26 protein-coding genes are annotated in these 24969 nt (G+C 66.8%); 19 read left to right on the forward strand and 7 right to left on the reverse strand.

Features of this window, described 5'->3' with window-relative positions:
* The first annotated feature begins 72 nt into the window (after window positions 1-72).
* The 3 genes from rpmI (at window position 73) to lpdA (ending at window position 2237) form a co-directional block, all read left to right on the forward strand.
* The gene (gene rpmI / locus AC6IW9_RS01415) at window positions 73-273 is read left to right on the forward strand and encodes a 50S ribosomal protein L35 (RefSeq protein ID WP_497768227.1); all 201 of its coding nucleotides are present in this window, start codon (window positions 73-75) and stop codon (window positions 271-273) included.
* A 45-nt stretch (window positions 274-318) separates the two neighbouring features.
* On the forward strand, window positions 319-684 hold the full coding sequence (rplT, locus tag AC6IW9_RS01420) for a 50S ribosomal protein L20 (protein WP_497768230.1): 366 nt from the start codon (window positions 319-321) through the stop codon (window positions 682-684).
* A 113-nt stretch (window positions 685-797) separates the two neighbouring features.
* A complete protein-coding gene (gene lpdA / locus AC6IW9_RS01425; protein ID WP_497768232.1) occupies window positions 798-2237 on the forward strand; it encodes a dihydrolipoyl dehydrogenase in 1440 nt (479 codons plus the stop codon).
* Between the two features lie 12 nt (window positions 2238-2249).
* On the opposite strand, the gene AC6IW9_RS01430 is transcribed toward lpdA, so the two are convergent.
* Window positions 2250-3509 carry a hypothetical protein gene (locus AC6IW9_RS01430; protein ID WP_497768234.1) on the reverse strand — a complete coding sequence of 420 codons (1260 nt, stop codon included), beginning with the start codon at window positions 3507-3509 and terminating at the stop codon, window positions 2250-2252.
* 79 nt (window positions 3510-3588) lie between these two features.
* Window positions 3589-5058: an MBOAT family O-acyltransferase gene (locus tag AC6IW9_RS01435; protein WP_497768237.1), complete on the reverse strand. Its 1470-nt coding sequence runs from the start codon at window positions 5056-5058 to the stop codon at window positions 3589-3591.
* Window positions 5059-5200: 142 nt separating this feature from the next.
* Here AC6IW9_RS01435 and AC6IW9_RS01440 point away from each other — a divergent pair, with 142 nt between their 5' ends.
* Window positions 5201-5800 carry an alpha/beta fold hydrolase gene (locus AC6IW9_RS01440; RefSeq protein WP_497768240.1) on the forward strand — a complete coding sequence of 200 codons (600 nt, stop codon included), beginning with the start codon at window positions 5201-5203 and terminating at the stop codon, window positions 5798-5800.
* Between the two features lie 9 nt (window positions 5801-5809).
* Here AC6IW9_RS01440 and AC6IW9_RS01445 read toward each other — a convergent pair whose 3' ends face one another.
* Together AC6IW9_RS01445 and AC6IW9_RS01450 are read right to left on the reverse strand one after the other, a co-directional pair.
* Window positions 5810-6178: a PRC-barrel domain-containing protein gene (locus AC6IW9_RS01445; protein WP_497768243.1), complete on the reverse strand. Its 369-nt coding sequence runs from the start codon at window positions 6176-6178 to the stop codon at window positions 5810-5812.
* A 99-nt stretch (window positions 6179-6277) separates the two neighbouring features.
* Window positions 6278-7669, reverse strand: coding sequence for an anion transporter (locus AC6IW9_RS01450; RefSeq protein ID WP_497768246.1), 1392 nt, complete (start codon window positions 7667-7669; stop codon window positions 6278-6280).
* A gap of 475 nt (window positions 7670-8144) precedes the next feature.
* On the opposite strand from AC6IW9_RS01450, the gene AC6IW9_RS01455 reads away from it, so the two are divergent.
* The 11 genes from AC6IW9_RS01455 to AC6IW9_RS01505 all read left to right on the forward strand — a co-directional run bounded on the left by AC6IW9_RS01455 (window position 8145) and on the right by AC6IW9_RS01505 (window position 18231).
* Complete coding sequence (locus AC6IW9_RS01455) at window positions 8145-9917, forward strand: acetolactate synthase 3 large subunit (protein ID WP_497768249.1); 1773 nt, start codon at window positions 8145-8147, stop codon at window positions 9915-9917.
* A gap of 84 nt (window positions 9918-10001) precedes the next feature.
* Window positions 10002-10553, forward strand: a complete 552-nt coding sequence (gene ilvN, locus AC6IW9_RS01460) for an acetolactate synthase small subunit (protein WP_497768252.1) — start codon at window positions 10002-10004, stop codon at window positions 10551-10553.
* Between the two features lie 48 nt (window positions 10554-10601).
* Window positions 10602-10877 (forward strand): AbrB/MazE/SpoVT family DNA-binding domain-containing protein, encoded by a 276-nt coding sequence (locus AC6IW9_RS01465; protein WP_497768254.1) that lies wholly within the window; start codon window positions 10602-10604, stop codon window positions 10875-10877.
* Entirely contained in the window at window positions 10834-11199 is a 366-nt protein-coding gene (locus AC6IW9_RS01470; protein ID WP_497768257.1) for a type II toxin-antitoxin system PemK/MazF family toxin, read from the forward strand. The genes AC6IW9_RS01465 and AC6IW9_RS01470 overlap by 44 nt, the downstream gene beginning before the upstream one ends.
* Window positions 11200-11325: 126 nt before the next feature.
* Window positions 11326-12345 (forward strand): ketol-acid reductoisomerase, encoded by a 1020-nt coding sequence (ilvC, locus tag AC6IW9_RS01475; RefSeq protein WP_497768259.1) that lies wholly within the window; start codon window positions 11326-11328, stop codon window positions 12343-12345.
* Window positions 12346-12433: 88 nt separating this feature from the next.
* Complete coding sequence (locus AC6IW9_RS01480; RefSeq protein ID WP_497768262.1) at window positions 12434-12883, forward strand: nuclear transport factor 2 family protein; 450 nt, start codon at window positions 12434-12436, stop codon at window positions 12881-12883.
* A 79-nt stretch (window positions 12884-12962) separates the two neighbouring features.
* The gene (locus tag AC6IW9_RS01485) at window positions 12963-13427 is read left to right on the forward strand and encodes a nuclear transport factor 2 family protein (protein WP_497768265.1); all 465 of its coding nucleotides are present in this window, start codon (window positions 12963-12965) and stop codon (window positions 13425-13427) included.
* Entirely contained in the window at window positions 13427-14332 is a 906-nt protein-coding gene (locus tag AC6IW9_RS01490; protein WP_497772373.1) for a PhzF family phenazine biosynthesis protein, read from the forward strand. Before AC6IW9_RS01485 ends, AC6IW9_RS01490 begins: the two co-directional genes overlap by 1 nt.
* Complete coding sequence (locus AC6IW9_RS01495; RefSeq protein WP_497768268.1) at window positions 14329-15066, forward strand: NUDIX hydrolase; 738 nt, start codon at window positions 14329-14331, stop codon at window positions 15064-15066. The genes AC6IW9_RS01490 and AC6IW9_RS01495 overlap by 4 nt, the downstream gene beginning before the upstream one ends.
* Window positions 15067-15126: 60 nt before the next feature.
* The gene (gene aroB / locus AC6IW9_RS01500; RefSeq protein ID WP_497768271.1) at window positions 15127-16920 is read left to right on the forward strand and encodes a 3-dehydroquinate synthase; all 1794 of its coding nucleotides are present in this window, start codon (window positions 15127-15129) and stop codon (window positions 16918-16920) included.
* A gap of 3 nt (window positions 16921-16923) precedes the next feature.
* Complete coding sequence (locus AC6IW9_RS01505; protein WP_497768274.1) at window positions 16924-18231, forward strand: HlyC/CorC family transporter; 1308 nt, start codon at window positions 16924-16926, stop codon at window positions 18229-18231.
* A gap of 91 nt (window positions 18232-18322) precedes the next feature.
* On the opposite strand, the gene pstS is transcribed toward AC6IW9_RS01505, so the two are convergent.
* Window positions 18323-19369: a phosphate ABC transporter substrate-binding protein PstS gene (gene pstS, locus AC6IW9_RS01510; protein WP_497768277.1), complete on the reverse strand. Its 1047-nt coding sequence runs from the start codon at window positions 19367-19369 to the stop codon at window positions 18323-18325.
* Window positions 19370-19621: 252 nt separating this feature from the next.
* Here pstS and irrA point away from each other — a divergent pair, with 252 nt between their 5' ends.
* On the forward strand, window positions 19622-20116 hold the full coding sequence (gene irrA, locus AC6IW9_RS01515; RefSeq protein WP_497768280.1) for an iron response transcriptional regulator IrrA: 495 nt from the start codon (window positions 19622-19624) through the stop codon (window positions 20114-20116).
* Window positions 20113-20484 (forward strand): glyoxalase superfamily protein, encoded by a 372-nt coding sequence (locus AC6IW9_RS01520; protein ID WP_497768282.1) that lies wholly within the window; start codon window positions 20113-20115, stop codon window positions 20482-20484. Before irrA ends, AC6IW9_RS01520 begins: the two co-directional genes overlap by 4 nt.
* 29 nt (window positions 20485-20513) lie before the next feature.
* Here the strand turns inward: AC6IW9_RS01520 and AC6IW9_RS01525 are convergent, their stop codons facing one another.
* Window positions 20514-21059, reverse strand: coding sequence for an SH3 domain-containing protein (locus AC6IW9_RS01525; protein ID WP_497768285.1), 546 nt, complete (start codon window positions 21057-21059; stop codon window positions 20514-20516).
* Window positions 21060-21291: 232 nt separating this feature from the next.
* Here AC6IW9_RS01525 and AC6IW9_RS01530 point away from each other — a divergent pair, with 232 nt between their 5' ends.
* Window positions 21292-22287 carry a 2-hydroxyacid dehydrogenase gene (locus AC6IW9_RS01530; RefSeq protein WP_497768287.1) on the forward strand — a complete coding sequence of 332 codons (996 nt, stop codon included), beginning with the start codon at window positions 21292-21294 and terminating at the stop codon, window positions 22285-22287.
* Window positions 22288-22378: 91 nt separating this feature from the next.
* The gene (locus AC6IW9_RS01535; protein WP_497768289.1) at window positions 22379-22858 is read left to right on the forward strand and encodes an META domain-containing protein; all 480 of its coding nucleotides are present in this window, start codon (window positions 22379-22381) and stop codon (window positions 22856-22858) included.
* A 207-nt stretch (window positions 22859-23065) separates the two neighbouring features.
* Here the strand turns inward: AC6IW9_RS01535 and AC6IW9_RS01540 are convergent, their stop codons facing one another.
* Window positions 23066-24631: a leucyl aminopeptidase gene (locus AC6IW9_RS01540; RefSeq protein WP_497768292.1), complete on the reverse strand. Its 1566-nt coding sequence runs from the start codon at window positions 24629-24631 to the stop codon at window positions 23066-23068.
* Between the last annotated feature and the right edge of the window lie 338 nt (window positions 24632-24969).

Here is a 24969-nt window from a genome sequence, read left to right on the forward strand (position 1 = left end):
TTTCGCTCGCGCGGAACATGCGCCGATCCTCTCGGCGCGACACAACCGGGCGTCACGCCCGAGGAGAGCAAAATGCCCAAGCTGAAGACCAAGTCCGGAGCCAAGAAGCGCTTCAAGATCACCGGCACAGGCAAGGTGGTCTACGCCCAGAAGGGCAAGCGCCACGGCATGATCAAGCGAACCAGCAAGCAGATCCGGAATCTGCGCGGGACCTCCGTCCTGTTCAAGACGGATGGCGACAACATCAAGAAATACTTCCTGCCGAACGGCTGACCCGTTCACGCCCCCGCATCCAGAAATTTCTGAAAGGATCATGCCATGGCTCGCGTCAAGCGCGGCGTCACCTCCCACGCCAAGCACAAGAAGACCCTCGACGCCGCGAAGGGCTTCTACGGCCGCCGCAAGAACACCATTCGCGCCGCCAAGGCGGCCGTCGACCGCTCGATGCAATATGCGACGCGCGACCGCAAGGCGAAGAAGCGCGTGTTCCGCGCGCTCTGGATCCAGCGCCTCAACGGCGCCGTGCGCGAGTTCGGCCTCACCTACAGCCGTTTCATCGACGGCTTGACCAAGGCGGGCGTCGCCATCGACCGCAAGGTCCTCTCCGAGCTCGCCATCAGCCAGCCGAAGGCGTTCGAGGCGCTGGTTGAGAAGGCGAAGTCCGCGCTGCCGCAGGGCGCCTGACCGCGGCCGGCCTCGCCGTCGGAAGAGAGAAAAACCCGCCGCGCGCCGGCGGGTTTTTTGTCGCCTGCATCCTATGTTGAAGAGGCTGCGCAGCTTTCGATTCGAGGTTCGAAATGGCGGATTACGACGTTCTCGTCATCGGCGGCGGTCCCGGCGGCTATGTCGCCGCCATCCGCGCCGCCCAGCTCGGGCTGAAGACCGCGGTCGTCGAGCGCGAGCATCTCGGCGGCGTCTGCCTCAATTGGGGCTGCATACCGACCAAGGCGCTGCTGCGCGCCGCCGATATTTTCCGCTATGCGAAGCATGCGAAGGATTTCGGCCTGACCATTTCCGGCGAAATCTCCTACGACCCGCAGACGCTGGTGAAGCGCTCGCGGGATGTCGCCGGCAGGCTCAACGCCGGCGTCGACTTTCTGATGCGCAAGAACAAGATCGACGTGATCTGGGGCGAGGCGCGGCTCGCGGGCCCGAGCGAGGCGGTCGTCGCCGCGCCGTCCTCTTTCGGAGACCGCGCGCAATTTCCGAAGCCCAAGACCGCGCTCGGCGCAGGAACCTATCACGCGAAGCACATCATCGTCGCGACCGGGGCGCGGCCGCGCGTGCTGCCCGGCCTCGAGCCGGACGGGCGGCTGATCTGGACCTATTTCGAGGCGCTGGCCCCGAAAACCCTGCCGAGATCGCTGCTGATCGTCGGCGGCGGCGCGATCGGCGTCGAATTCGCCTCATTTTATCGAACCTTCGGCGCCGAGGTGACGCTCGTCGAGGCTCTGCCGCAGATCCTGCCGGCGGAGGACGCCGAGATCGCAGCCTTTGCGCGCAAGTCCTTCGAGAAGCAGGGAATCGAGATTGTCACGGGCGCCAAGGTCGCCAAGCTCGAAAAGAAGGACGATGGGGTCGTCGCGACGATCGCAGTCGAGGGCGAGGGCGAGAGCGTCGTCGAGGCCGAGCGCGCGATTTCCGCGGTCGGCGTCGTTCCCAACAGCGAGACTCTCGGGCTCGAGGCGCTCGGCGTCGCGATCGAGCGGGGCGTCGTCCGGGTCGACGGCCTGATGCGCACCAATGTGGAGGGGCTCTACGCCATCGGCGATGTGGCCGGCGCGCCCATGCTGGCGCATAAGGCCGAGCATGAGGGCGTCGTCTGCGTGGACGCGATCGCCGGCCTCGCGCCGCATCCGATCGAGCGTGCGCGCATTCCCGCCTGCACCTATTGCCATCCGCAGATCGCATCGGTCGGCCTGACGGAAGCGGCCGCGCGGGCGGCCGGATACGAGGCGAAGATCGGGCGCTTTCCTTTTCTCGGCAATGGCAAGGCCATTGCGCTCGGCGAGCCGGAGGGGCTCGTCAAGACGATCTTCGACGCGAAGAGCGGGCGCCTGCTCGGCGCACATCTCGTCGGCGCCGAAGTGACGGAGCTGATCCAGGGCTTTGTGATCGCGATGACGCTGGAGACGACCGAGGCGGAGCTGATCGAGACGATCTTCCCGCATCCGACCCTCTCGGAGACGATGCACGAGAGCGCGCTCGACGCCTTCGGCCGCGCGCTGCATATTTGAGGCGCGTTTCGTTCAGGGCGGCGCGGGCGCGTCGAGAGACGCATTGCGACTCTCGACGCGCATGCTCGCGGGCGTCGCGCGACGGTCGTTGGCCTGCAGAATCTCCGCGATCTCTCGGACGAGGCCTGGATTTTCGGCCTCCCATCGGCGCAGCGCGGCGCGGTCGGCGGAAAGACGCTCGGGACGCGACGTCTGCTCGAGCGGATCGCCGAATCCGGCCGCCGAGAGGCGCGGCGATGGACGGTCCAGCAGGCGGGCGACGATCATCTCGCCGATGATCGGCTTGGGGTGCAGCAGCTCGAAGAACCATGGTGAGCGGTCGAGCGGGCCGGCCGGCCGGAAGGGAGTTCGCGCGATCTCGCCCGCCTCACTGAAATCGAAGGCGCGCACGGGCGCGCCGCCGCCGTCGGCCGCCGCGGCGACGGTCTCGGCGAGACGGCGCTTCCACAGCTCGAAGCGCGGCTGCAAGCCGGCGAGGTCGTACAAGGCGCGGCGGGCGACATGCACGGGCATGGCGACGACATCGACCGCGACGCCGCGCGCCCGGGCCGAGCGGATCGCCTCCCCGATGCGCGTGAAGCGCTGCAGTCCGATGGTTGCGAAGCGATCCTCGGATGTGACGAGATAGTGCGGGAACCAGTCCTTCAGCGTCGGAAGCGCGGAGACGTCGCGATCGCTCTCGAGATTTGCACCCGGCCGCCGGGCGTAATCATAGAAACCGTTCACATCCGCGTTGAAGGATTGGCCGCCGAAGAACGCCGCCAGCGATTTGCGCAGCGCCTCATAGGTCAGCGTGTGACGGAGCAGGCCGGGGATCGGCGACGCGCCGGCGAAGGCCGACTCGGCGAAGTCGGCGGCGCCTTCCTGCTCGCGAAAGAACTCCTCGAAATCGATGTTCCAGACGAGGCGCGCGACGGGTGGGCCGTGGTCGAGCGCATAACGGATGACCGGAGCGGCTTCGTCGGAATGCGAGCCGTTGAGTCCGGCGTTGTATGCGCGCAGCCCGGCGAGGGTCGGCGAAGACGGATCGAAACCGAAGACGACGCGCGAGGAGCCGAGGAAGAGAATGTCGAGCGGCTCCGTCATACGCGCGATGTGCAGCGCCTTGATCACGCGGTCGCCGCTCGTCGCCAGGCGAAGATTCTGCGGAACCGGAGTCGCGGAAAGGCGCGTGCCGAACAGGGCGAACACATCGGCGGCGAGCACGAGCGCGAGGAGCGCAACGAAAAAGCCGAGGCCGCAGCCGGCCGTCGTCATCAGCCAGCGACGCATGGCGGCGGCCTCCGCCGACGGCGAAGCGCCGGCCGCAGCGCGCCGCGCGCTTCGATGGAGATCAGCGGACGCTCTCATATCAGAACTGGAAATAGAGAAATTCGGACGTCTGCCATGAGAAGAGCTCCACGGCTGCTGCGCCGAGGCCGAGAAAGGCGGCCCAGCCGAAAGTCGGGGAAAAAGCGATCGGGATTTGCCGCCGGGACGGCGTCGGCGCCGCGCCGAGCGTCGGTCCGTAGCGGCGCATGATCTGCTGCGTATTGGGCAGAATGGCGCAAGCGACGAGGATCGCCGCGGCGGCGGCGACGGCTCCCGGCGCCTCGATGGCGGCGCCGGCGCCGTGCAGCCCGTGCAGGCCCGCCATGCCGCCGAGAATATTCGCGGCCTCGCCGAGGCTCGCAGCACGAAAGGGAACCCAGGCGACGACGACGGCGAGGAGAGTGAGCAGCCAGCCGAGCCGCGGCGGAATCGCGAAGCGGCCCCAGCCCGACCAGGCGTGGGCGATCAGCAGATAGAGGCCGTGCAGTCCGCCCCAGAGAATGAATGTGTAGCCCGCGCCGTGCCACAAGCCGCCGAGCAGCATGGTCGCCATGAGATTGACGCCGCGCCGGACCGCGCCGCGGCGATTGCCGCCGAGCGGAATATAGACGTAGTCGCGCAGAAAGCGGGACAGGGTCATATGCCAGCGTCGCCAGAACTCGCCGATCGATGTCGCGGCGTAGGGGCTCGCGAAATTGATGGGCAGGCGCAGGCCGAAGAGGCGCGCGAGGCCGATCGCCATGTCGCTGTAGCCGGAAAAATCGAAATAGAGCTGCGCCGAATAGCAGAGCGCCGCCTGCCATCCGAGAACCAGGCCGACGGGACCGTCATGGGCGGCGGCGAAGGCGGGCGAGGCGTAGGGCGCGATCTGGTCGGCGACGACGACCTTCTTGACGAGGCCGATGAGTAAGACGGCGGCGCCGATCGCGAGCCTTTCCCAATCCGTCTCGCGCGCGCCGCGGCGCGCCGGCGCGAGGCGCGAGAATTGCGGCGTCATCTCGGCGTGATGGACGATCGGCCCGGCGATCAGTTGCGGGAAGAAGAAGACGAAGAGAACGAAGTCTCGGAATCGTCCGGTCGCCGCTTTTCCGGCGTGGATATCGGCCAGATAGGCGATCTTCTGAAACGTGAAGAAAGAGATCCCGAGCGGCAGGACGACGCGGAGAAGGGCCAAATCCGTTCCGGCGATGTCGTTGACGGAGGAGATCAGGAAATCGGCATATTTGAAATAGCCGAGCAGAGCGAGATTGGCGACGAGACCGGCGACGAAGACGGCTCGGCGCGACCGGCCGCTCATGCGCTCGACGCATCGCGCCACGGCGAAATTGGCCGCGGTGGACGCGAGGAGGACGAACAGGAAGCTCGGGCTCCACCAGCCATAGAAGACGAAGGAGGCGGCCGTGAGCCACAGCGCGCAGGCGTCATTGCCGGCCCGGCGCTCGAGCAACAGGAAGCCGCAGAGGACCATGGGAAGAAAGCCGAACAGAAAAACCGGCGAAGTGAAGAGCATTCGAAAAGGACTCGGCGGCAGAATAAGGAGCTGCGTAGCATGGCCTCCGCCGACGGTCGACCTGTGGCCGGCCCCGACGCCGGCGCGCGATCCGCTGTCGATTTCGGCTCCTCGCCTCGATATTCGCTATGATCATGAACGCATGACCAAGACCCTGTTTCTCCCCGGCGCCGGCGGCAGCGCCTCGTTCTGGCGGCCGGCGGCCGATCGCGCCGGCCTCGACGGCGTGTTCTTCGCTTGGCCGGGACTGGGAAACGAGCCGGCCGACGCCGGCGTGAACGGGATCGACGATCTCGTCGCGATGGTGCTGGATCGCATGAGCGAGCCGGTGGACATCGTCGCCCAATCCATGGGCGGCTTCGTCGCCCTCGTAGCGGCGCTCGCGGCTCCCGAAAAGGTCGAGCGCCTCGTGCTGACCGCCGCGGCGGCCGGCGTGCCTGTCGCGGACCTCGGGGGCGCGGATTGGCGACGAAGCTATTTCCGCCTCTATCCGCGCGCCGCGCGATGGATCGCCGAGCCGGTCGAGGACCTATCCCCGCGGATTCCTTCGATCGAAGCGCCGACGCTCCTTCTCTGGGGCGAATACGATGCGATCAGCCCGCCCGCCGTCGGAAGACGGCTGGAGGCGCTGCTCCCGAACGCGCGCCTTCACGTCGTCCCCGGCGCCGGTCACGATCTCGCCCAGACCCACGCCGACGCCGCCGGAAGCCTGATCGAACGGCATTCGACGAGAGTTCTCTAAGCCCGCGCTTCACTGCGCGGCGCTCTCCCAATAAGGAGCGGCGCCGTAATGCGCGTGAACGCGCCTCTCCCAGTCGCGATCGGTCCAGCTCTCCGCGTCGAACTCCGGCGCGGCCTCGAGCTGCTCGGACGTGACGTCGCTCGTGTAGCGCTGTCTGTCCTTGTCGTAGCAGAGCGTGCTCCACGGCACGGCGTGATGGCCGGGCCGCAGACACATGAAGCCGCAGAAATTCACGACGGCGTAGCGCGCGCGTCCCGTTTCCGGATCGATCATCAGATGATCGATCTCGCCGATTTCCTTGCCGCTCGGATCATAGACCCGCGCGCCGACGATATGTTCGCTCGAGATCAGCCCGAGCCCATGATGTGCGCTCGCCATCTCGACCTCCTTCGCGTCACATTTCCATCTGGAGAAAAACGTTTTCTTGTTCAGAAAGTTGCCGGCGATCGAGGGGCGGCGCGAATTTTCCCGCCGCGCTCACAGGCGCGCCACGCCGATTGCGATGGTGAGAAGAGCGAGGGGCGCGCCGACCCTGAAATAGGTCCAGAAGCCGATGGCGACGCCTGCGGCTCGGGCGCGCTCGACGACGATGAGATTGGCGACCGAGCCGACGAGAGTGAAATTGCCGGCGAGGGTCGTGGCCATGGCGACGACGAGCCAGGCGCGCTGCGGGTCGGCGAGGCCGGCGACGAAGGGATTCAGCACCAGCACGGCCGGCACATTGCTGACGAGATTGGAGAGCGCCGCAGCAACCGCCGCGAGGACCGGACTCGAGTCGAGATCGAGCCGGCCCATGGCGGCGACGCGCTCGGGCGTCAGCGCCGTCCGCTCGAGGCCAGTGACGACGATGAACAGGCCGACGAACATCAGCAACAGCGGCCAGTCGATCTCACGGTAGATTTTCTCGGCCTTCACATGGCGGGTGAGGAGGAGCAGCGAGCCGCCGACGATCGCAACCTCGGCGACCGGCTGGCCGGCGAAGAACAGGATCATCATCGCGATCGTGACGATCACGGATTTCGCGACCAGCAAGGGGCGCGCCCGCGCCGGCGCAGGCCGAACGAGCGGTAGCGGCGCGCGCGTCAGGAATTCGCGCGGATGGAGGAGCGCGACGAGCGCGATCGTCGCGACGAGTCCCGCCGCGGCCACGGGCCAGAGCGCGGCGGCGAAGACGCCATAGGGAATGTGCGACAGTCCGCCGATGATCATGTTCTGCGGATTGCCGGTGAGCGTGGCGACGCTGCCGATATTGGCGGAAAGCGGAATGGCGAGAAGATAGGGAACGGGATCGCGCTTCAGTCTGCGGACGAGATCGAGCACGAGCGGCGTCATGACGAGGCAGATCGCGTCATTGACGAGAAAGGCGGAGAAGGCGCCGCAGACGAGGACGATCGAAGCGAGCAGCGCGAGAGGACTGCGCGCGCGGGAGACGACGACATTGCCGGCGAGGCGGAAGAAGCCGGAGAGGCGCAGATTGGCGACGACGATCATCATGCCGAGCAGCAGCGTGATCGTATCGAAATCGATGGCGCGATAGGCGCCCTCGAGCGGCAGCGCGCCGAAGCCGACCATCAGGCTCGCGCCGAGCAGCGCCGCCCCGGCGCGATCGAGCCGCAGGCCCGGCGCCGCGCCGGTCGCGACGACGAAATAGGTCGCAGCGAAGATGGCGACGGCGGCGAGCTGCGTGCGATCCGCCCATAAGGTCGCGACTCCCGCGGCGTGGAGCCGATGGGCGATCGCGATGGCGAGCGCGCCGATCGGCGTCAGGGCGAGCGCGGCGAGCAGCGCTCCGCAGAAGACCAGCGCGACGCCGGCGAGGGCCGAGCGAAAGCCTCGGCTGCACGGCGCGGCGGGGCGTTCCGAGGTCATGGCGTTCGGCCGATCGAGGCGGGACCTCGAGGAGGTCCGGAAGACGAGTGGCGGATCGCGAAGGTGAGTTCGACCGTCGCGACCTCGGCCCCGCGCGGTCGCGACGCCCGCATTCTCGAGCGTCTCGACGAATTTCATCACATCGAATGCGATGGATCCGACCGTGCGTCGAAGATAGGATGAAGCTCGGCGACGATCAACGGACGCTTCCCTCCCTGTCGAGCGCTTGCCCCGTGGAGCCGGATGAGAACCCGGACAGCGGCTTGACCGGCTCCGGCTTCTCTCGTAACATTCCATTCGGAATTTCTCGAAGGAGCGGAGCCGTGGGCGACATTCTTCTCGTAAGTCGGGCGCTGGAGACGGATCGGGGCTGACCCGAGCTTCCGCCGCCGGCGCTTATCCCGAGGCCCTTCGAGGGCCTTTTTTATTGCCCGCGCGTCAGCGCGACGTCGATGAGCCGATCGGAGTGACGAGGATGGCCAAGCATATGACCGGAGCGGAAATGGTCGTCGAAGCCCTGAAGGATCAGGGCGTCGAGATTATCTTCGGCTATCCCGGCGGGGCCGTGCTTCCGATCTACGACGCGCTCTTCCACCAGGAGAAGGTCAGGCACATCCTCGTGCGCCACGAGCAGGGCGCGGCCCATGCCGCCGAGGGCTACGCCCGCTCCTCGGGCAAGGTGGGCGTGCTGCTCGTCACCTCCGGCCCCGGCGCCACCAACACCGTCACCGGCCTGACCGACGCGCTGATGGACTCCATTCCCCTCGTCTGCATCACCGGCCAGGTGCCGACCCATCTCATCGGCTCGGACGCCTTCCAGGAGTGCGACACGGTCGGCATCACGCGTCATTGCACCAAGCATAATTATCTCGTGAAATGCATAGAAGACCTGCCGCGCGTGCTGCACGAGGCCTTCTATGTCGCCGCGAGCGGGCGGCCCGGCCCGGTGGTCATCGACATTCCGAAGGATGTGCAATTCGCCGGCGGAGCCTACACCGGCCCGCGCAACGTCCATCACAAGACCTATCAGCCCAAGCTCGAGGGCGATACGGATGCGATCCGCCGCGCCGTGAAGCTGATGGCCGCGGCCAGGCGGCCCATCTTCTACACCGGCGGCGGCGTCATCAATTCCGGTCCCGCGGCGTCGACCCTGCTGCGCGAGCTGGTTTCGCTCACCGGCTTTCCCGTCACCTCGACGCTGATGGGCCTCGGCGCCTATCCCGGCTCCGGCCCCAATTGGCTCGGCATGCTCGGCATGCACGGAACATTCGAGGCCAACAACGCCATGCACGATTGCGATCTGATGATCGCGGTCGGCGCGCGCTTCGACGACCGCATCACCGGACGGCTCGACGCCTTCTCGCCGGGGTCGAAGAAGATTCACATCGACGTCGACCGCTCTTCGATCAACAAGAATGTGAAGATCGATCTGCCGATCGTCGGCGATTGCGCCCATGTGCTGGAGAGCCTCGTGCGCGTCTGGCGCGCCGAGGCGATGCACGCCGAGAAGCAGCCGCTCGACGCCTGGTGGAAGAAGATCGGCGAATGGCGCGAGCGCAAGTCGCTGGCCTTCCGCAATTCGGACAAGGTCATCAAGCCGCAATACGCCGTGCAGCGGCTCTATGCGCTCACCAAGGATCGCGATCCCTACATCACCACCGAGGTCGGCCAGCATCAGATGTGGGCCGCGCAGCATTATCATTTCGACGAGCCCAATCGCTGGATGACGTCCGGCGGGCTCGGCACCATGGGCTATGGCCTGCCGGCCGCGATCGGCGCGCAGCTCGCCCATCCGAAATCGCTCGTCGTCGACATCGCGGGCGAAGCCTCGATCCTGATGAACATTCAGGAAATGTCGACGGCGATCCAATATCGCCTGCCCGTGAAGGTCTTCATCCTCAACAACGAATATATGGGCATGGTGCGCCAGTGGCAGGAGCTCTTGCACGGCGGGCGCTATTCGCACTCCTACTCCGAGGCGCTGCCCGATTTCGTGAAGCTCGCCGAAGCCTTCGGCGGCAAGGGAATCCGCTGCTCGGACCCCGCGGAACTCGACGGCGCCATCATGGAGATGATCGACTATGACGGGCCGGTGCTCTTCGACTGCGTCGTCGACAAGGTCGAGAATTGCTTCCCGATGATCCCCTCGGGCAAGGCGCACAACGACATGCTGCTCGCCGATCTCTCCGACGACGCCGGAGTCGAGCTCGGCTCGATCATCGACGAGAAGGGCAAGATGCTGGTGTGAGAAGGGTGAGTAGTGAGTAGTCGCTCTGCGCTCTCTGCTCCGCACTCACTCCTCGCCACTCACTCCTCACTCGCGGGAAACGACATGAACGCTCCCCTCTCCCCTCCCTCGCCCTATTCTTCGCCGACGGCGCGGTCCAATGTCGAGACGCATACGCTTTCGGTATTGGTCGACAACGAGCCGGGGGTGCTGGCGCGTGTCGTCGGCCTGTTTTCGGGGCGCGGCTACAACATCGAGAGCCTGACCGTCGCCGAGGTCGCCCATGCCGAACATCTCTCGCGCATCACCGTCGTGACCTCCGGCACGCCGGAGACGATCGAGCAGATTCAGCATCAGCTCGAGCGCCTCGTGCCGGTGCACAAGGTGACCGATCTCACCGTCTCGGCTCGCTCGCTGGAGCGCGAGCTCGCCATGGTCAAGGTGCGCGGCAAGGGCGAGGACCGCACCGCCGCTCTGCAGCTCGCCGACGCCTTCCGCGCCCGCGTCGTCGACGCGACCACCGAGAGCTTCATCTTCGAGCTCACAGGCAAGCCCGACAAGATCGACGAATTCGTTGATCTCATGCGCCCGATCGGGCTCGTGGAGGTCTCCCGCACCGGCGTCGCGGCCATTTCGCGCGGGCCGGAGCCGATTTGAGTCGCGGCGCGTTTAGCGATAGTCTGGCGAGAACCGAGGGAGCGACCCATGCGCGCTATCATCGCCCGTTGGGGAGACAGCGCCGCCGTGCGTCTGCCAGAGAGCCTCGTCGAAAAGCTGCGGCTGACGGAGGGGCAAGAGGTGGAGATCGAGGTGCGGCCGGTTTCGGCGCGCGCGCCGCTCACGCTCGCGAATATGATCGCGGAGATGGATCGATTGGGGCCTGAAAACGCGCCGCCTCTCGAGCCGTGGGGCGAGGACGTCGGCGCGGAGATCATCGATGACGATTTCAGCCGGGGAAAAGGAGAGACTGCGGGCGGGTGACGTCGTCTGGATCGATTTCGGGCCGGTCGCGGGAAGGGAGCAGGACGGCCGGCGCCCAGCGCTCGTCCTGACCGACGCGGAATTCCATGTCCGCGACGCGAAGGCGATTGTCTGCCCGATCACATCCAATGTGGCGCCGTGGCCGACAAAGGTCCTGATTCCAAACGGCGCCGGCGTGACGGGCGCGATTCTCGTCGACCAGATCCGCGCGGTGGATCGCGCGGCGCGCGGATGCCGGCCTCTCGGCCGGGTCCCGGAGGAAACGCTCGCCGAAGTGCGCGCCCGCCTGTCATTGCTTTTGGGGCTGACCGCGACGGCCTGAACCCGCCGTCCCGCCCTTTGACCTTCCGCCCCGCGCCGCGTAGAAGGACGGGAACTCGGATATTGACCGTCGCCCATGCTGAAAGCGAAAGGGGGAGGTCGTCGCCAACCGCAGGACGAAAGGCACATGCGCGTCTATTACGATCGGGATGCCGATATCAATCTGATCAAGGGCAAGAAGGTCGCGGTCGTCGGCTATGGCAGCCAGGGGCACGCCCATGTCCTGAACCTCAAGGATTCCGGCGTCGCCGACGTGGCCGTCGCCCTGCGCAAGGGCTCGGCCTCCGCCAAGAAGGCCGAGGGCGCCGGCGTCGGGGTCCTCGAGGTGGCCGAGGCGGCCAAATGGGCCGACGTCGTCATGTTGCTGACGCCGGACGAGCTGCAGGGCGAGATCTACGCCGCCGAGCTCGCTCCGAATTTGAAGCCCGGCGCGGCGCTGTTCTTCGCCCATGGCCTCAACATTCATTTCAATCTCATCGAGCCGCGCAAGGATCTCGACGTCATCATGGTCGCGCCCAAGGGCCCGGGCCACACCGTTCGCGGCGAATATCTGAAGGGCGGCGGCGTTCCCTGCCTCATCGCTGTGCATCAGAACGCCTCCGGCAATGCGCTCGAGCTCGGCCTCTCCTACGCCTCGGCGATCGGCGGCGGCCGCGCGGGCGTCATCGAGACGACCTTCCGCGAGGAATGCGAGACCGACCTCTTCGGCGAGCAGGTCGTGCTCTGCGGCGGCCTCGTCGAGCTGATCCGCAACGGCTTCGAGACGCTGGTCGAGGCCGGCTATGCGCCGGAGATGGCCTATTTCGAATGTCTCCACGAGGTGAAGCTCATCGTCGACCTCATCTATGAGGGCGGCATCGCCAATATGAACTATTCGGTCTCCAACACGGCCGAATATGGCGAATATGTCACCGGCCCGCGCATCATCGGCAAGGACGCCAAGGCCGAGATGAAGCGCGTTCTGGAGGACATCCAATCCGGCCGCTTCACCCGCGACTGGATGCTGGAGAACAAGGTCAACCAGACGTCGTTCAAGGCGACCCGCGCCCGCAACAACGCCCATCCGATCGAGGAGGTCGGGGCGAGGCTGCGCGCGATGATGCCGTGGATCGGCAAGAACCGGCTGGTCGACAAGGACCGCAACTGAGCGCCGCCGAAGGCGAAACCGACATCGCGCGCTCGAATTGCGCCGCGCGCGAGGGCCGGCCGGCTCTCGTCGCGGCGGGAGAGGGCGATTGCATCCCAAGGCCGACGAGAGCGACGAAGAGCGGAGCCGCGCGCTCAAGGGCGACATCTGCGCGATCACGCAACTCCGCATGACCGGAGCGATCGACGCGATGATGAAATATTTCGCGCCGGATGTCGTCGTTCGCTATTATGGCGCGAAGGAAGGGTTGTTCCTGCCCGGCGAGCTGCGCGGAGTCGCGGCGTTCAAGGAGAATATCCGACTGACCGACATCGAATACGAGCCGCTCGGATTCGAAGTGCTCGACATTCTGGTCGAAGGGGAGAGAGGGGCAGTGCGCTGGCGCAATTCCTGGCGGCAGCGCGGAACCGGCCGAATCAGCACATTGGATATGGCGCATTTCTTGCGGTGGCGGAACGGATCGATCGTCGAGATGTACGAATATCTCGATTATCATGGCTGGGGGCCGAGAGCGGACGAGGCGCGTCTCGACAAATGAGACGCGCTTTCGACTCGAGGCGAGGGGCGTCCGGCGGCCGATGCGACCGGAGCCCCCGCAATGTCCCTAGAGGCCGGGCATGACCGATCTGGACGATTTTTTTGCTGCTCGCCCGGCCGGTCTCGATCGCGCCGAGATCGTGCGCCGCATCCGGCTGCTCGCGTGCTGGCGCGCCGAGACGCCGCATGATCTCGCGATGCTGCGCGATCTCTATTCGCCGGACGTCGTATGTGAGTTCGTCGGCGACAAGTCGCGCGTTCCCTATGCGGGCCGGCATATCGGCATAGAGGCGCTGATCGCCGTCGTGCGCGCCGTCCATATCGAATTCGAACAGTCGAACCATGAGGTCGAGGACATCATCGTCGACGGCGGCCGCGTGGCGGTCAGGCGCCGCGTGGAATGGCGCCATCGCGGCACCGGCCGCCGCGGCCGCGTCGATCTCGCGGATTTCGCCCGCTTCGAGGACGGCCGCATCGTCGAAATGATCGAATTCCGCGATTCGATGGCCATACTGGCGATTCAAGACGAGCCGACTTGGCCGTGATGAAGCTGCGCTTCCATACGTTGGACGTCTTCGCCGACCACCGCTTCGCCGGCAATCCGCTCGCCGTGGTGCTCGGAGCCGACACGCTCGACGGCGCGACGATGCAGACGATCGCGCGCGAGTTCAATTTGAGCGAGACAGTCTTCGTGCTGGAGCCGCGCGACCCTGTGAACACGGCGCGGCTGCGCATCTTCACGCCCTCGGCGGAGCTTCCCTTCGCGGGCCATCCGACGGTCGGCGCCGCCGCGCTGATCGCGTGGCGGCGCGCGCCGGACATGCTGGCGCGCCATGGGCTCGCCGTGGCGCTCGAGGAGGAAATCGGCGTTCTCCGCTGCGATGTCGCGACGGGCGCGAACGGTCTCGTCTCGGCGCGTTTCGCCGCGCCGCGCCTGCCCGAGCGCGGAGGGCCGCCGCCGCCGGTCGCGGCGATCGCGGCCGCGCTCGGACTCGAGTCGTCCGACATCGGCTTTCGGCGGCACGCGCCGTCGCTCTTTTCCGCCGGCGTCGAATTTCTCTTCGTTCCGGTGAATTCGCGCGCCGCATTGAACCGCGCGCGGCCGGCCCCCTCCTCTTTCGGCGCGGTCCTCGGCTCGGCGCGCGGCGCCTATCTCTACACGACCGAGACGATGGAGGAGAGCAGCGCGGTGCTCGCGCGCTCCTTCCCGCATGGCGTCGGCATCGACGAAGATCCGGCGACGGGCGCGGCGGCAGCCGCCTTCGCCGCGGTCGCCCACGCTTTCGAAGCGCCGGAGGACGGCGAGCATGAATTCGTCATCGAGCAGGGATATCGGATGGGGCGCCCGTCGCGGATCATCGTCGGATCGCGAATCGAATCGGGACGCCTCGCCGGCGTTTCGGTCGCCGGGCGGACGGTCGGAGTAATGAGCGGGGAGCTCGAGCCGTGAGCGCGCGAGACATCTCCCAGGCGATCGAGCTCCTGACCGTCGAGCGCCTGCAATGCGTCGTCTGCGAGCATGATTGGGCCTTCGAGCGGCAGCGCTCGGAAGAGATCGACGCCCATTGGCGCGAGCGCCATGCGGCCAATCCCGCGCTCTTCGACGGGCCGATCCTGCTCGCTCACGAGATCGAGCCGATTCGCGACGCCGGCGGCGTCACGACCTTGCAGGTGAAATTTTTCCTCACCCGCTTTTCCCGCTTTCTCGCCTGGCGCGACTTCGGCTTTCCAGGGGACGGGGTGCGTAATTGCTTCTCCATGCCCGCGCTGCGCTCTGTGGACGGCGCCTTCCTGCTCGGCGAGATGGGGGCCGCTCATTCCGTGCCGGGCGCGATCTATTTTCCCGCCGGCACGCCGGACCCTAGCGACATTCGCGACGGCTTCGTCGATCTCGAGGACAATCTGCTGCGCGAACTCCATGAGGAGACCGGCGTCGCGCCGGGGGAGGTTCGGCTGGAGCCGTGCTGGACCGTGGTTCTGGCCGGGGCGCGGGTCGCCTGTATGCGGATCGTCCATTCGGCCGAGACGGCGGCGGCGCTCGAGCGGCGGGTCGGGGCCTTCATCGCGTCGCAGGCGCAGCCGGAGCTCGCCGGCGTGCGCCTGGCCTCGCGCCGCGCCGATCTCGCCGAGCCGCGGGTCCTCGACTACATCCGCCGCTTCTTGGAGCCGCTTCTGCCCGAATAGCGGGCGGAAACCATGAATCGGTGCTGAATTTCCGGCGGACGCGGTGTAGATTGCCCACCCATGAACAAAGCGCAAGCAATGGGCGAATCGGAGCCGGCGCGGATCGGCTGGCCGTCCGACGGGCGCGGCGGCGCGATTCTGCGCGCCGCGCTCGGCGGCCGCTCGATCGTGCTCGTCGGCATGATGGGTTCCGGCAAGACCTCCATCGGCCAGCGTCTCGCGCAGCGGCTCGCCCTGCCGTTCAAGGACGCCGACGCCGAGATCGTCGCCGCCGCCGCGGGCATGTCCATCCCCGATATTTTCGCCAAATATGGCGAGGCGCATTTCCGCGATTGCGAGCGGAGGGTCATCGCGCGGCTGCTCGCCGGCGAGCCCTGCGTGCTGGCGACCGGCGGCGGCGCCTTCATGGACGAGGGAACGCGCGAGCGGATCAAGGAGCGCGGCGTCTCGATCTGGTTCGACGCCGCGCATGACGTGCTGCTGCGCCGCGTGCGCCGCAAGGGCGATCGTCCGCTGCTGCAGACCAGCGATCCGGCGGCCGTGCTGCGCCGCCTGATGGACGAGCGCTATCCGGTCTATCGGCAGGCGGATATCGCCGTGCTGTCGCGCGACGTCGCGCATGAGGTGATGGTGGAGGAGACTTTGGCGGCGCTCTACGGCTGGGCGAAGGGCGAGCCGGAGAGCGCGGCCGCGACGGGGCTCTCGCGTTTCATGACCTCGCGGCCCCCGCCGCGCGCCATCGAGCCGCAGACCGTGCCGGTCGGCCTCGGCGAGCGCGCCTATGACATCGTCATCGGCGCCGGGCTGCTGGATCAGGCCGGCGACCACATCGCCCGCGTCGCGCCGGGCGCGGCCTGCGCCATCGTCACCGACGCCAATGTCGCGCGCCTGCAGCTGCCGGTGCTGCGCCACAGCCTGGAGACGCGCGGGATTCGCACGAGCGTGATCGTCGTCGAGCCCGGCGAGGGATCGAAGTCCTTCCCCGTGTTCCAGCGCGTCTGCGAAGAAATTCTCGAGGCCAGGATCGAGCGGCGCGACGTCGTCGTCGCGCTCGGCGGCGGCGTCGTGGGCGATCTCGCGGGCTTCGCCGCGGCGAGCGTCAGGCGCGGATCGCGCTTCGTGCAGATTCCGACGACGCTGCTGGCGCAGGTCGATTCCTCTGTCGGCGGCAAGACCGGCATCAACACGGCGCAAGGCAAGAATCTCGTCGGCGCCTTCTATCAGCCCTCTCTGGTGCTGGCCGACGTCGACGCTCTGGCGACCTTGCCGCTGCGCGAGTTCCGCGCCGGCTATGCCGAGATCGTCAAATACGGCCTCATCGACGATTTCTTCTTCTTCGAATGGCTGGAGAGCAACGCCTCGGCGGTGTTCGCGGACCGCGCCGCGCGCGTCGAGGCGATCTCGGTGAGCTGCCGCGCCAAGGCGAAGATCGTCGCGCGCGACGAGACCGAGCAGGGCGACCGCGCGCTGCTCAATCTCGGCCATACGTTCGGCCACGCCTTCGAGCGGCTCGTCCATTACGACAGCGGGCGCCTCGTGCATGGCGAGGGGGTCGCCATCGGCCTCGTCTGCGCGCTGCGCTTCTCGGCGCGCCTCGGCATGTGCAGCCTGCAGGAGGCCGAGCGTATCGAGCGCCATCTGACGCGCGTCGGCCTGCCGACCCGCATCCGCGACATTCCCGGCTGGCGCGACGACGCCGACGCGGTGCTCGACGCCATGTTCCAGGACAAGAAGGTGGAGAAGGGCGCGCTCACCTTCATCCTGCTGCGCGGCATCGGCCGCTCCTTCGTCGCAAAGGGCGTCGATGTGGACGCCGCGCGCAGCTTCCTCAAAGACGAGATCGCGCGCGAGTAGCTCATGCACGGCGGCGCCGACACCGGCCTCGACATCGACATCTGGCTCGCCTCGGCCATCGTGCTGCTGTGTGTTCTGCTGTCGGCCTTCTTCTCCGCCTCCGAAACGGCGCTGACCGCCGCCTCCCACGCGCATATGCACGCGCTGGAGAAAGAAGGCGACCGGCGCGCGAGCCTGGTCAATCGCCTGCTGCGTCACCGCAATCGCATGATCGCGGCGCTGCTGCTCGGCAGCACGCTCGTCAATATCGGCGGCTCCGCATTCACCACCAGCGTGCTGGTCTATCTGACCGGTGAGAGCGGCGCGATCTACGCCACCATCATCATGACGGTGCTGCTGCTGGTGTTCGCCGAGGTGCTGCCCAAGACCGTGGCGATCAATCATCCGGACCGCCTGTCGCTGCGCGTCGCGCGCGTCATCAATGTCTTCGTCGCCGTGTTCGGCCCGCTGCTCGTCGCGGTCGAGGCCTTCGTGCGCGCGGTGCTGAAGCTGTTCGGCGTCGAGATCGGCCATGGGCGCACGCTGCTCTCGCCCTATGACGAATTGAAGAGCGCCGTCGACATTCTGCACGAGGAGGGCACCGTCGAACGCAATTGGCGCGACATGTTCGGCGGCGTGCTCGATCTGCAGGTCCTGCATGTCGGCGATGTGATGATCCACCGCACCAAGATGCGCACGATCGACGCCGATCTGCCGCCCGAGCAGATCGTGCGCGAGGTTCTGGCCTCGCCCTTCACGCGCATGCCGCTCTGGCGCGACCGGACCGATAATTTCATCGGCGTCGTCCATTCGAAGGATCTGTTGCGCGCGCTCGACGCCGCGCATGCGGATTTCTCCAAGCTGAACATCGACGACATCGCGCTCGAACCCTGGTTCGTGCCCGAATCGACGACGCTCGAGGATCAACTGCAGGCCTTTCTGAAGCGCAAGACGCATTTCGCGCTGGTCGTCGACGAATATGGCGAGGTGATGGGTCTCGTGACGCTCGAGGATATTCTCGAGGAGATCGTCGGCGACATTCGCGACGAGCATGATCTCGCCATGCAGGGCGTGCGTCCGCAGCCGGACGGCTCCGTGCTGGTCGACGGCGCCGTGCCGGTGCGCGATCTCAACCGCGTGATGGACTGGAGCCTGCCGGACGAAGAGGCGACGACCATCGCCGGCCTCGTGATCCACGAGGCGGCGGCGATTCCCGAAGCGGGCCAAGTGTTCAATTTCCATGGCTTCCGCTTCGAAGTGATGCGCAAGATGCGCAATCGCATCACCGTGCTGAAGGTGACGCCGGCCGAGGCCGCCAAGCCGGCGTCGTGAGGGTCCAAGGCGCGCCTCGGATTGCGAGACTCACGCGTTTCTCCTTCTCCCGCGAGCGGGAGAAGGGTGCGCCCTTCGTTAACGGAAGAATCTAACGGATCAGCGGCTTTCCGTCCGCGTCCTTCAAATTCTCGCTCCAGCTCTTTCGGATCAGCGCGATCACATTGGAGGGCATCGGCTCGTAATCGAGCTCCTCCGCCGCCGCGCCGCCCTTGACGAAAGCCCAGTCGAAGAATTTCAGCGCGACGCGCGCCGCCTCCGAATCTTTCGGCGTCTTCGGCAGAAGGATGAAGGTCGCGGCGGCGATCGGCCAGGATTGCGCGCCGGGTTGATCCGTCAGCAGGCGGAAAAATCCCGGCGCATGCGCCCAATCGGCATTGGCCGCGGCGGCGCGAAAACTATCCTTGCTCGGGGCGACCACCTTCCCGTCGTGATTGACCATATGAACGACGGTCAAGCCGTTCTGTTTCGCATAGGCGAATTCGACATAGCCGATCGCGCCCTTGGCGTTGGCGACATTATTGGCGACGCCCTCATTGCCCTTGGCCCCCATGCCGAGCGGCCATTCCACCGCGACATTCTCGCCGACCGTCTCCTTCCATTTCGCCGAAGCGCGGGAGAGATAATCCGTGAAGCAGAAGGTCGTGCCCGATCCGTCGGAGCGATGCACGACGACGATCGGCTGCCGCGGCAGCTTCGTTTTCGGGTTGAGCGCAATGATGGCCGCATCGTCCCAGCGGGTGATCTCGCCGAGATAGATGCGCGCGAGAGTCGCGCCGTCGAGGACGATATCGCCGGCAGCGATTCCATCGAGGTTGACGACCGCGACGACGCCGCCCGTCACCTGCGGCCATTGGATCAGGCCGGCCGCGTCGAGCTCGGCGGCGGTGAGCGGCTGGTCGGAGGCGCCGAAGGTGACCGTGCGGGCCTTCACCTGCCGAATGCCTCCGCCGGACCCGATCGACTGGTAGTTGACCCGATTGCCGGTCTCGTTGCTGTAGCTCTGCGCCCACCTGGCGTAGACCGGCAGCGGAAAGGTCGCGCCGGCTCCCGAAATATCGAGGGCGAGCGCCCGTCCGGCGACGACCGCCGTCGCCAGCAGGGCGCCCGCGCCCCGGGCAAAATCGCGAATTCGCATGCGAGCTTCTCATTTTTCGCGAGCGATCGAAATGATACGGCGCCGAGGGACCCGATACGAGAACGGGAGCCCTTCGGCGTCTGTCATCTTTTCGTCACACGGCCGCTTGTCTCACGGCCTCGGGCAAAACGCCATGCCCGAGGCCGCCGAACGCCCGATCGCCGACCGGGGCGAGGAAAAAGTTGTTCTTTTCCGTGAGCTTTCCTATTGTATTCAGGAACGTGCCACAAAACGGAGCGGGATCGCGCGGCGATGAAGGACGACATGCGGATCGCCGAGGTCGATCGGGCGAGGGACGTTGCGCGCAGGCTGCGCGGCCGGCTCATCGCCGCAGGCATGCGGCCGACCCGCCAGCGCGTGGCGCTGGGCGAACTGCTGTTTCGCGCGGGCCATCGCCATGTGACGGCGGAGAAGCTCTATGAAGAGGCGCTCGCCGCCGAGCTGGCGGTCTCGCTCGCCACCGTCTACAACACGCTGCACCAGTTCACCGACGTCGGTCTCCTGCGCGAGATCGCGGTGAACGGCGCGCGCGTCTATTTCGACACCAATGTCAGCGAGCACCATCATTTTCTCATCGAGGACGGCGACGCCCTGGTCGATATTCCGGGCGCCGAGGTCGACGTGGCGAATCTGCCCGCGCCGCCGCCCGGGATGCGAATCACGCGCGTCGACGTCATCGTGAGATTGGCCGAGGACGAGGACGCGGACGCGGACGGCGCGCCCGCGCGGGAGGGCGCTTCGACGTGAGCATCGAGTTCGAGCGGGTCGTGCCGATCGTCCGCATCTTCGACGTGGCCAAAGCCCATGAGTTCTATCTCGGCTTTCTCGGCTTCGTCGTCGACTGGGAGCACCGCTACGGCGAGAACTTTCCTCTCTACACGCAGGTTTCGCGCGGCGCTCTGCGGCTGCATCTGTCCGAGCATGCGGGAGACGCGACTCCGGGCGGCGCCGTCTGCGTCTATATGACCGGAATCGCCGAGCTCCACGCGGAGCTCTCGGCCGGGAACTACCGCTATATGAAGCCCGCCCTCGCGGACGAAGGCGGGCGTCTCGAGCTCCAGGTCGTCGACCCTTTCGGCAATCGAATCCGTTTCATGGAGCTCACGGAGCGATAGCCTCGCCCGCATGGGCGTGAGCTTCGGCTTCAATCGATCTTCTCGCCCGGATAGACGCCCCAGAGATTTTCCTGCTTCACATAACCGTCGAAGCCGTCGCCGGAGACCCGGCACCAGCTCCCGTCGCACAGGCGCAGATTGGCGATGACGCCGGGCGAGAGCCGGACGAGCGGAGTCCGCCGGTCGCGGGCGTAGGCGAGCGCGGGTTCCTTTTTCCAAGGGGCGACGAGCGCCGTGCGGCGGCCGGACAAAAGCGAGTGCAGCACCCATCCTTCCGTGCCTTCGGAGTCGCGGATCTTGCGCCAAGTCTCGAATTCGGCGGTGATCTCCACCGGCAGGCCGGCGCGCTCATAGACCCAGAGGGTCGGATGCTCCTTGCTCGGGCCCTCGTGCAGATTGACCCGGTCCGACTTCAGGCTCACGAAGCGCGGGACAGCGAGGCCGGAGACCGGGCCGATCTGCTGCTGCGCCGCGGTCCCGCCGGCCCACGCCAGCACGGCGGCGAGCGCGAGAGCGGCGGCGCGGCGCGCGCCCGGTCCGGCGTTTCGCGGGCGGAGGATCGGCGATTCGGGCATTGTCTGCGTTGTCCTCGCGAAGGCTTCCTATCGGCCGGAGCGACGCCTCGTCTTGTCTTTGTCCCGCCATCTGATAGGAAGCTTTGAGGGAAGGCGGCGCGGGCGGCGAAACGGTCTTTTCATCCATCGTCGTTAAGGCCAGGTTGAAGAGACGGTTTTTCGTTCCGAAAGCACGGCTGTGGCCCGCCGCGTGGCGAGCATAGTCGGGCGAGGCGGGAGGACGAAGGGGAAGATGGCGAAAAAGAAGCCGCTCGTCGTGGTGACTCGTCGGCTCCCCGAGGTGATCGAGACGCGCATGTGCGAGCTGTTCGACACGCGTCTCAACGTGTCGGACCGTCCGGCGACGCGCGAGGAGCTCGTCGAGGCCGTGCGCACGGCGGACGTGCTGGTGCCCACCATCACCGACCGAATCGATTCCGGCCTGATCGGTCAGGCCGGCGATCAGCTCAAACTCATCGCCAATTTCGGCAATGGCGTCGACCATATCGACGTCGCCTCGGCATTGCGGCGGTCGATCACCGTCACCAACACGCCGGGCGTCCTCACCGAGGATACGGCCGATCTCACCATGGCGCTGATCCTCGCCGTCGCGCGCCGGCTGGTCGAGGGCGCGCGCACCATTCCGGACGGCGCCTGGGCCGGCTGGTCGCCGACCTGGATGCTCGGCCACCGCATCACGGGCAAGCGGCTCGGCATCGTCGGCATGGGCCGCATCGGCCAGGCGCTGGCGCGCCGTGCGAGCGCCTTCGGACTGTCGATCCACTATCACAACCGCCGCCGCCTGCCGGCCGAGATCGAAGACCAGCTCGAGGCGACCTATTGGGAGTCGCTCGACCAGATGCTGGCGCGCATCGACATCGTGTCGATTCATTGCCCGCATACGCCGGCGACCTACCACCTGCTCTCCGCGCGCCGGCTCAAGCAATTGCGTCCGCACGCCATTCTGGTGAACACGGCGCGCGGCGAGATCGTCGACGAGAATGCGCTGATCCGCATGCTCGAGGCCGACGAGATCTCCGGAGCCGGGCTCGACGTGTTCGAGCACGAGCCGGCCGTATCGCCCAAGCTCTTGAAGCTCGCCAAATCCGGCAAGGTGACCCTGCTCCCGCATATGGGCTCAGCCACCAACGAAGGCCGCGTCGACATGGGCGAGAAGGTCATCATCAACATCAAGACCTTCATGGACGGGCATCGCCCGCCCGACCGCGTTCTGCCCAGCATGTTGTGAGCTCCCGCGACGCGGCGCGCGGCGCATCGCAAAAAAAGCCATACCCGGCATGCAGCTTGCGCAACAGCGATTTGGGAAGAAGGATCGAGGAATGAAGAAAGTTCTGACCGCCCTGCTCATCGGCTTTTCGACATTCGGGCTTCTCACGGCCGCCGAAGCGAAGGGCAAGCGCGAGCCGGCGGCCAAGGAACAGAAAGAGGAGGAGGGCGAGCAGCAGGAGCAGCAGATCCTGACCTACAAGCCGTTCCCGCACAATTTCATTTTCAATCTCAAGGATATAAACGGCAAGTCATCGCCCGCCGACATTTGGCTCCGCATCGATTCGACCATGCGCGGCTCGGGCTTTTCGGGCTGCAAATCCTGGTCGGGGGTGTTCGTGGTCGGCGCCAATCGGCTGGGGCCCAAGGCGATGCCGGCGGTCGCCGACTCGAAATGCGATCCGGCGCTGCAGGCGGTCGAACGCGATTTTTGGGCCGTGATGCTCTCCGGCCCCTTTTGGGACACGCAGGGGTCGGACCTCATCCTCAAGGGCGCCAAAGGCGGCGTGCTGCGCTTCTCCCGCTCGCTCTGACGCGCCGCGGCGCCGGCGGAGGCGCCCTTCCCTGCTCTGCTCCTCGCCGCCTCGGGCTATCGCTCGCTTCGGGACCTCGTTGTCCCCCGCTCGACCGGCTCGATATCGTCACGGGACCGAACCGAACGGCAGCGGCAAATCCAGCCTTTATCGCGCCCCGCGCGGCTGCTCGCGGACACGGCGAGCAGCGCGCTCGTATCTTCGCGATCACGCGCTCTCGTAATAATCCTTCACCAGGCGGTCGAGCAGGCGCACGCCCCAGCCCGAGGCCCAGCTCTGATTGATGTCGGAGGCGGGCGAGCCCATGCCGGCGCCGGCGATGTCGAGATGCGCCCAGGGCGTCTTGTCGACGAAGCGCTCCAGGAATTGCGCCGCGGTGATCGAGCCGGCGTGGCGCCCGCCCGTGTTCTTCATGTCGGCGAATTTCGACTCGATCAGTTTGTCATAGGCCGGGCCCATCGGCAGGCGCCAGAGCTTCTCGCCGGTGGCCTTGCCGGCCTCGAGAATGCGGTGCGCCAATTCGTCGTTGTTGGAGAACAGGCCGGCGTGCTCCTGGCCGAGCGCCACCAGAATGGCGCCGGTCAGCGTCGCGAGATCGATGATGAAGGCGGGCTTGTATTTGTCCTTCACGTACCAGAGCGCGTCGGCCAGCACGAGCCGGCCTTCCGCGTCGGTGTTGATGATCTCGATCGTCTGGCCGGAGAGCGAGGTCACGATATCGCCCGGACGCTGGGCCTCGCCCGACGGCATGTTCTCGACGAGGCCGAGCACGCCGATCACATTGGCCTTGGCCTTGCGCACGGCGAGCGCGTGCATCAGGCCGGTGACCGCGGCGGCGCCCGCCATGTCGCCCTTCATATCCTCCATGCCGGCGGCCGGCTTGATCGAAATGCCGCCGGTGTCGAAGCAGACCCCCTTGCCGACGAAGGCGATGGGCTGCGCGTCCGTCGCGCCGCCGTTCCAGCGCAGCACGACGACGCGGCTTTGATGCGCGGAGCCCTGGCCGACGCCGAGCAGGGCGCGGAAGCCGAGCGATTGCAGCGCGGGAACGTCGAGGATCTCCACCTCGACGCCGAGATCGGCGAGCTTGGCGGCGCGGCGGGCGAATTCCTCCGGATAGAGCACATTGGCCGGCTCGTTGACGAGGTCGCGCGCGATGAGGACGCCATCGCCGAGGCCGAGCGCCGACGAGACGCTCGTCCGGGCCGCCTCCGGCTCGGCGACGGCGAGCGCGACGTCGCTCGCGCCCTCGCGCTCGGAATCGTCCTTCTTCTTCCTGGTGCGGTAGAGGTCGAACTTATAGGCGCGCAGGGTCGCGCCGAGCGCGAACTGGCCGGCGGCGGCGGCCGCATCGGCCGGCGCCTCGGGGAAGTCGAACAGGACGAGCGCGGTCGCGCCCTGGCCGAGCTTGGCCGCAACCTGCCCGCCGAGGCCGAGATGATCGTCGAAGCGTTCGGCCGCCTTGTCGCCGTTCTCGCCCTCGCCCGCCGGACCGACGCCCAGGATGATCAGCCGCCCGACCGAGGGAAGGCCCGCCGGCGCGTAGAGATCGAGCGAAGTCCCCCGCTTGCCGGTGAATTTGGCGGCCGCCGCGGCGCGCGCGATCTGCGGCTGCGCGTCGCGCAGGATCGTGGTCGTCTCGCCGCCCTGCGCCAGCTTGGCGCCGGCGAAGGCGATCAGCGCGAGCGGCCTCTCCCCTTCGGACGGAGCCGCCGCGAGGCGCCGCTCGGCCTCCCCGAAAGACATGACGTCGAACTTTACATTGGCGGACATTTCTACCTCTCGCGGGGGAACAGGAGTCGGCGCGGCCGAGTTGGAATTGCGCCGAATATCCTCCCGAGACGGGCGAGGGTCAATTCGTTCCGCACGGCGGATATGGAACGCCTTCCGCCCCGGAAAAGCCTCGAGCGCCGGTCAGCTTCGAGGAGGACGTGGACCTCTCGTCGATGCCCGAGGCTTGCGTGAGGCGCAGGGACGGTTTAGCGAGCGCTGGCGAAAGAGAGGGGCCGCGGCTCTCGACCGGGAGGCGGCCGGGGCGTCGCGACGTTTCGAGGGATATCGGCCAGAGCGATGCCGAACTGCGTTGCGAATGCGGAGGGGGCGCCGCGCCC

Source organism: Methylosinus sp. shoA, assembly GCF_059718125.1.

Bases quoted from the DNA above. Each gene is read 5' to 3' on its own strand.
- rpmI (WP_497768227.1), top strand. From the start codon at position 73: ATGCCCAAGCTGAAGACCAAGTCCGGAGCCAAGAAGCGCTTCAAGATC.
- ilvC (WP_497768259.1), top strand. From the start codon at position 11,326: ATGCGCGTCTATTACGATCGGGATGCCGATATCAATCTGATCAAGGGC.
- AC6IW9_RS01505 (WP_497768274.1), top strand. From the start codon at position 16,924: ATGCACGGCGGCGCCGACACCGGCCTCGACATCGACATCTGGCTCGCC.
- AC6IW9_RS01465 (WP_497768254.1), top strand. From the start codon at position 10,602: ATGCGCGCTATCATCGCCCGTTGGGGAGACAGCGCCGCCGTGCGTCTG.
- AC6IW9_RS01485 (WP_497768265.1), top strand. From the start codon at position 12,963: ATGACCGATCTGGACGATTTTTTTGCTGCTCGCCCGGCCGGTCTCGAT.
- AC6IW9_RS01435 (WP_497768237.1), bottom strand. From the start codon at position 5,058: ATGCTCTTCACTTCGCCGGTTTTTCTGTTCGGCTTTCTTCCCATGGTC.
- AC6IW9_RS01440 (WP_497768240.1), top strand. From the start codon at position 5,201: ATGACCAAGACCCTGTTTCTCCCCGGCGCCGGCGGCAGCGCCTCGTTC.
- AC6IW9_RS01530 (WP_497768287.1), top strand. From the start codon at position 21,292: ATGGCGAAAAAGAAGCCGCTCGTCGTGGTGACTCGTCGGCTCCCCGAG.
- AC6IW9_RS01430 (WP_497768234.1), bottom strand. From the start codon at position 3,509: ATGCGTCGCTGGCTGATGACGACGGCCGGCTGCGGCCTCGGCTTTTTC.
- lpdA (WP_497768232.1), top strand. From the start codon at position 798: ATGGCGGATTACGACGTTCTCGTCATCGGCGGCGGTCCCGGCGGCTAT.
- ilvN (WP_497768252.1), top strand. From the start codon at position 10,002: ATGAACGCTCCCCTCTCCCCTCCCTCGCCCTATTCTTCGCCGACGGCG.
- AC6IW9_RS01470 (WP_497768257.1), top strand. From the start codon at position 10,834: ATGACGATTTCAGCCGGGGAAAAGGAGAGACTGCGGGCGGGTGACGTC.
- irrA (WP_497768280.1), top strand. From the start codon at position 19,622: ATGAAGGACGACATGCGGATCGCCGAGGTCGATCGGGCGAGGGACGTT.
- AC6IW9_RS01535 (WP_497768289.1), top strand. From the start codon at position 22,379: ATGAAGAAAGTTCTGACCGCCCTGCTCATCGGCTTTTCGACATTCGGG.
- AC6IW9_RS01525 (WP_497768285.1), bottom strand. From the start codon at position 21,059: ATGCCCGAATCGCCGATCCTCCGCCCGCGAAACGCCGGACCGGGCGCG.
- AC6IW9_RS01455 (WP_497768249.1), top strand. From the start codon at position 8,145: ATGGCCAAGCATATGACCGGAGCGGAAATGGTCGTCGAAGCCCTGAAG.
- AC6IW9_RS01445 (WP_497768243.1), bottom strand. From the start codon at position 6,178: ATGGCGAGCGCACATCATGGGCTCGGGCTGATCTCGAGCGAACATATC.
- pstS (WP_497768277.1), bottom strand. From the start codon at position 19,369: ATGCGAATTCGCGATTTTGCCCGGGGCGCGGGCGCCCTGCTGGCGACG.
- aroB (WP_497768271.1), top strand. From the start codon at position 15,127: ATGAACAAAGCGCAAGCAATGGGCGAATCGGAGCCGGCGCGGATCGGC.
- rplT (WP_497768230.1), top strand. From the start codon at position 319: ATGGCTCGCGTCAAGCGCGGCGTCACCTCCCACGCCAAGCACAAGAAG.
- AC6IW9_RS01490 (WP_497772373.1), top strand. From the start codon at position 13,427: ATGAAGCTGCGCTTCCATACGTTGGACGTCTTCGCCGACCACCGCTTC.
- AC6IW9_RS01450 (WP_497768246.1), bottom strand. From the start codon at position 7,669: ATGACCTCGGAACGCCCCGCCGCGCCGTGCAGCCGAGGCTTTCGCTCG.
- AC6IW9_RS01540 (WP_497768292.1), bottom strand. From the start codon at position 24,631: ATGTCCGCCAATGTAAAGTTCGACGTCATGTCTTTCGGGGAGGCCGAG.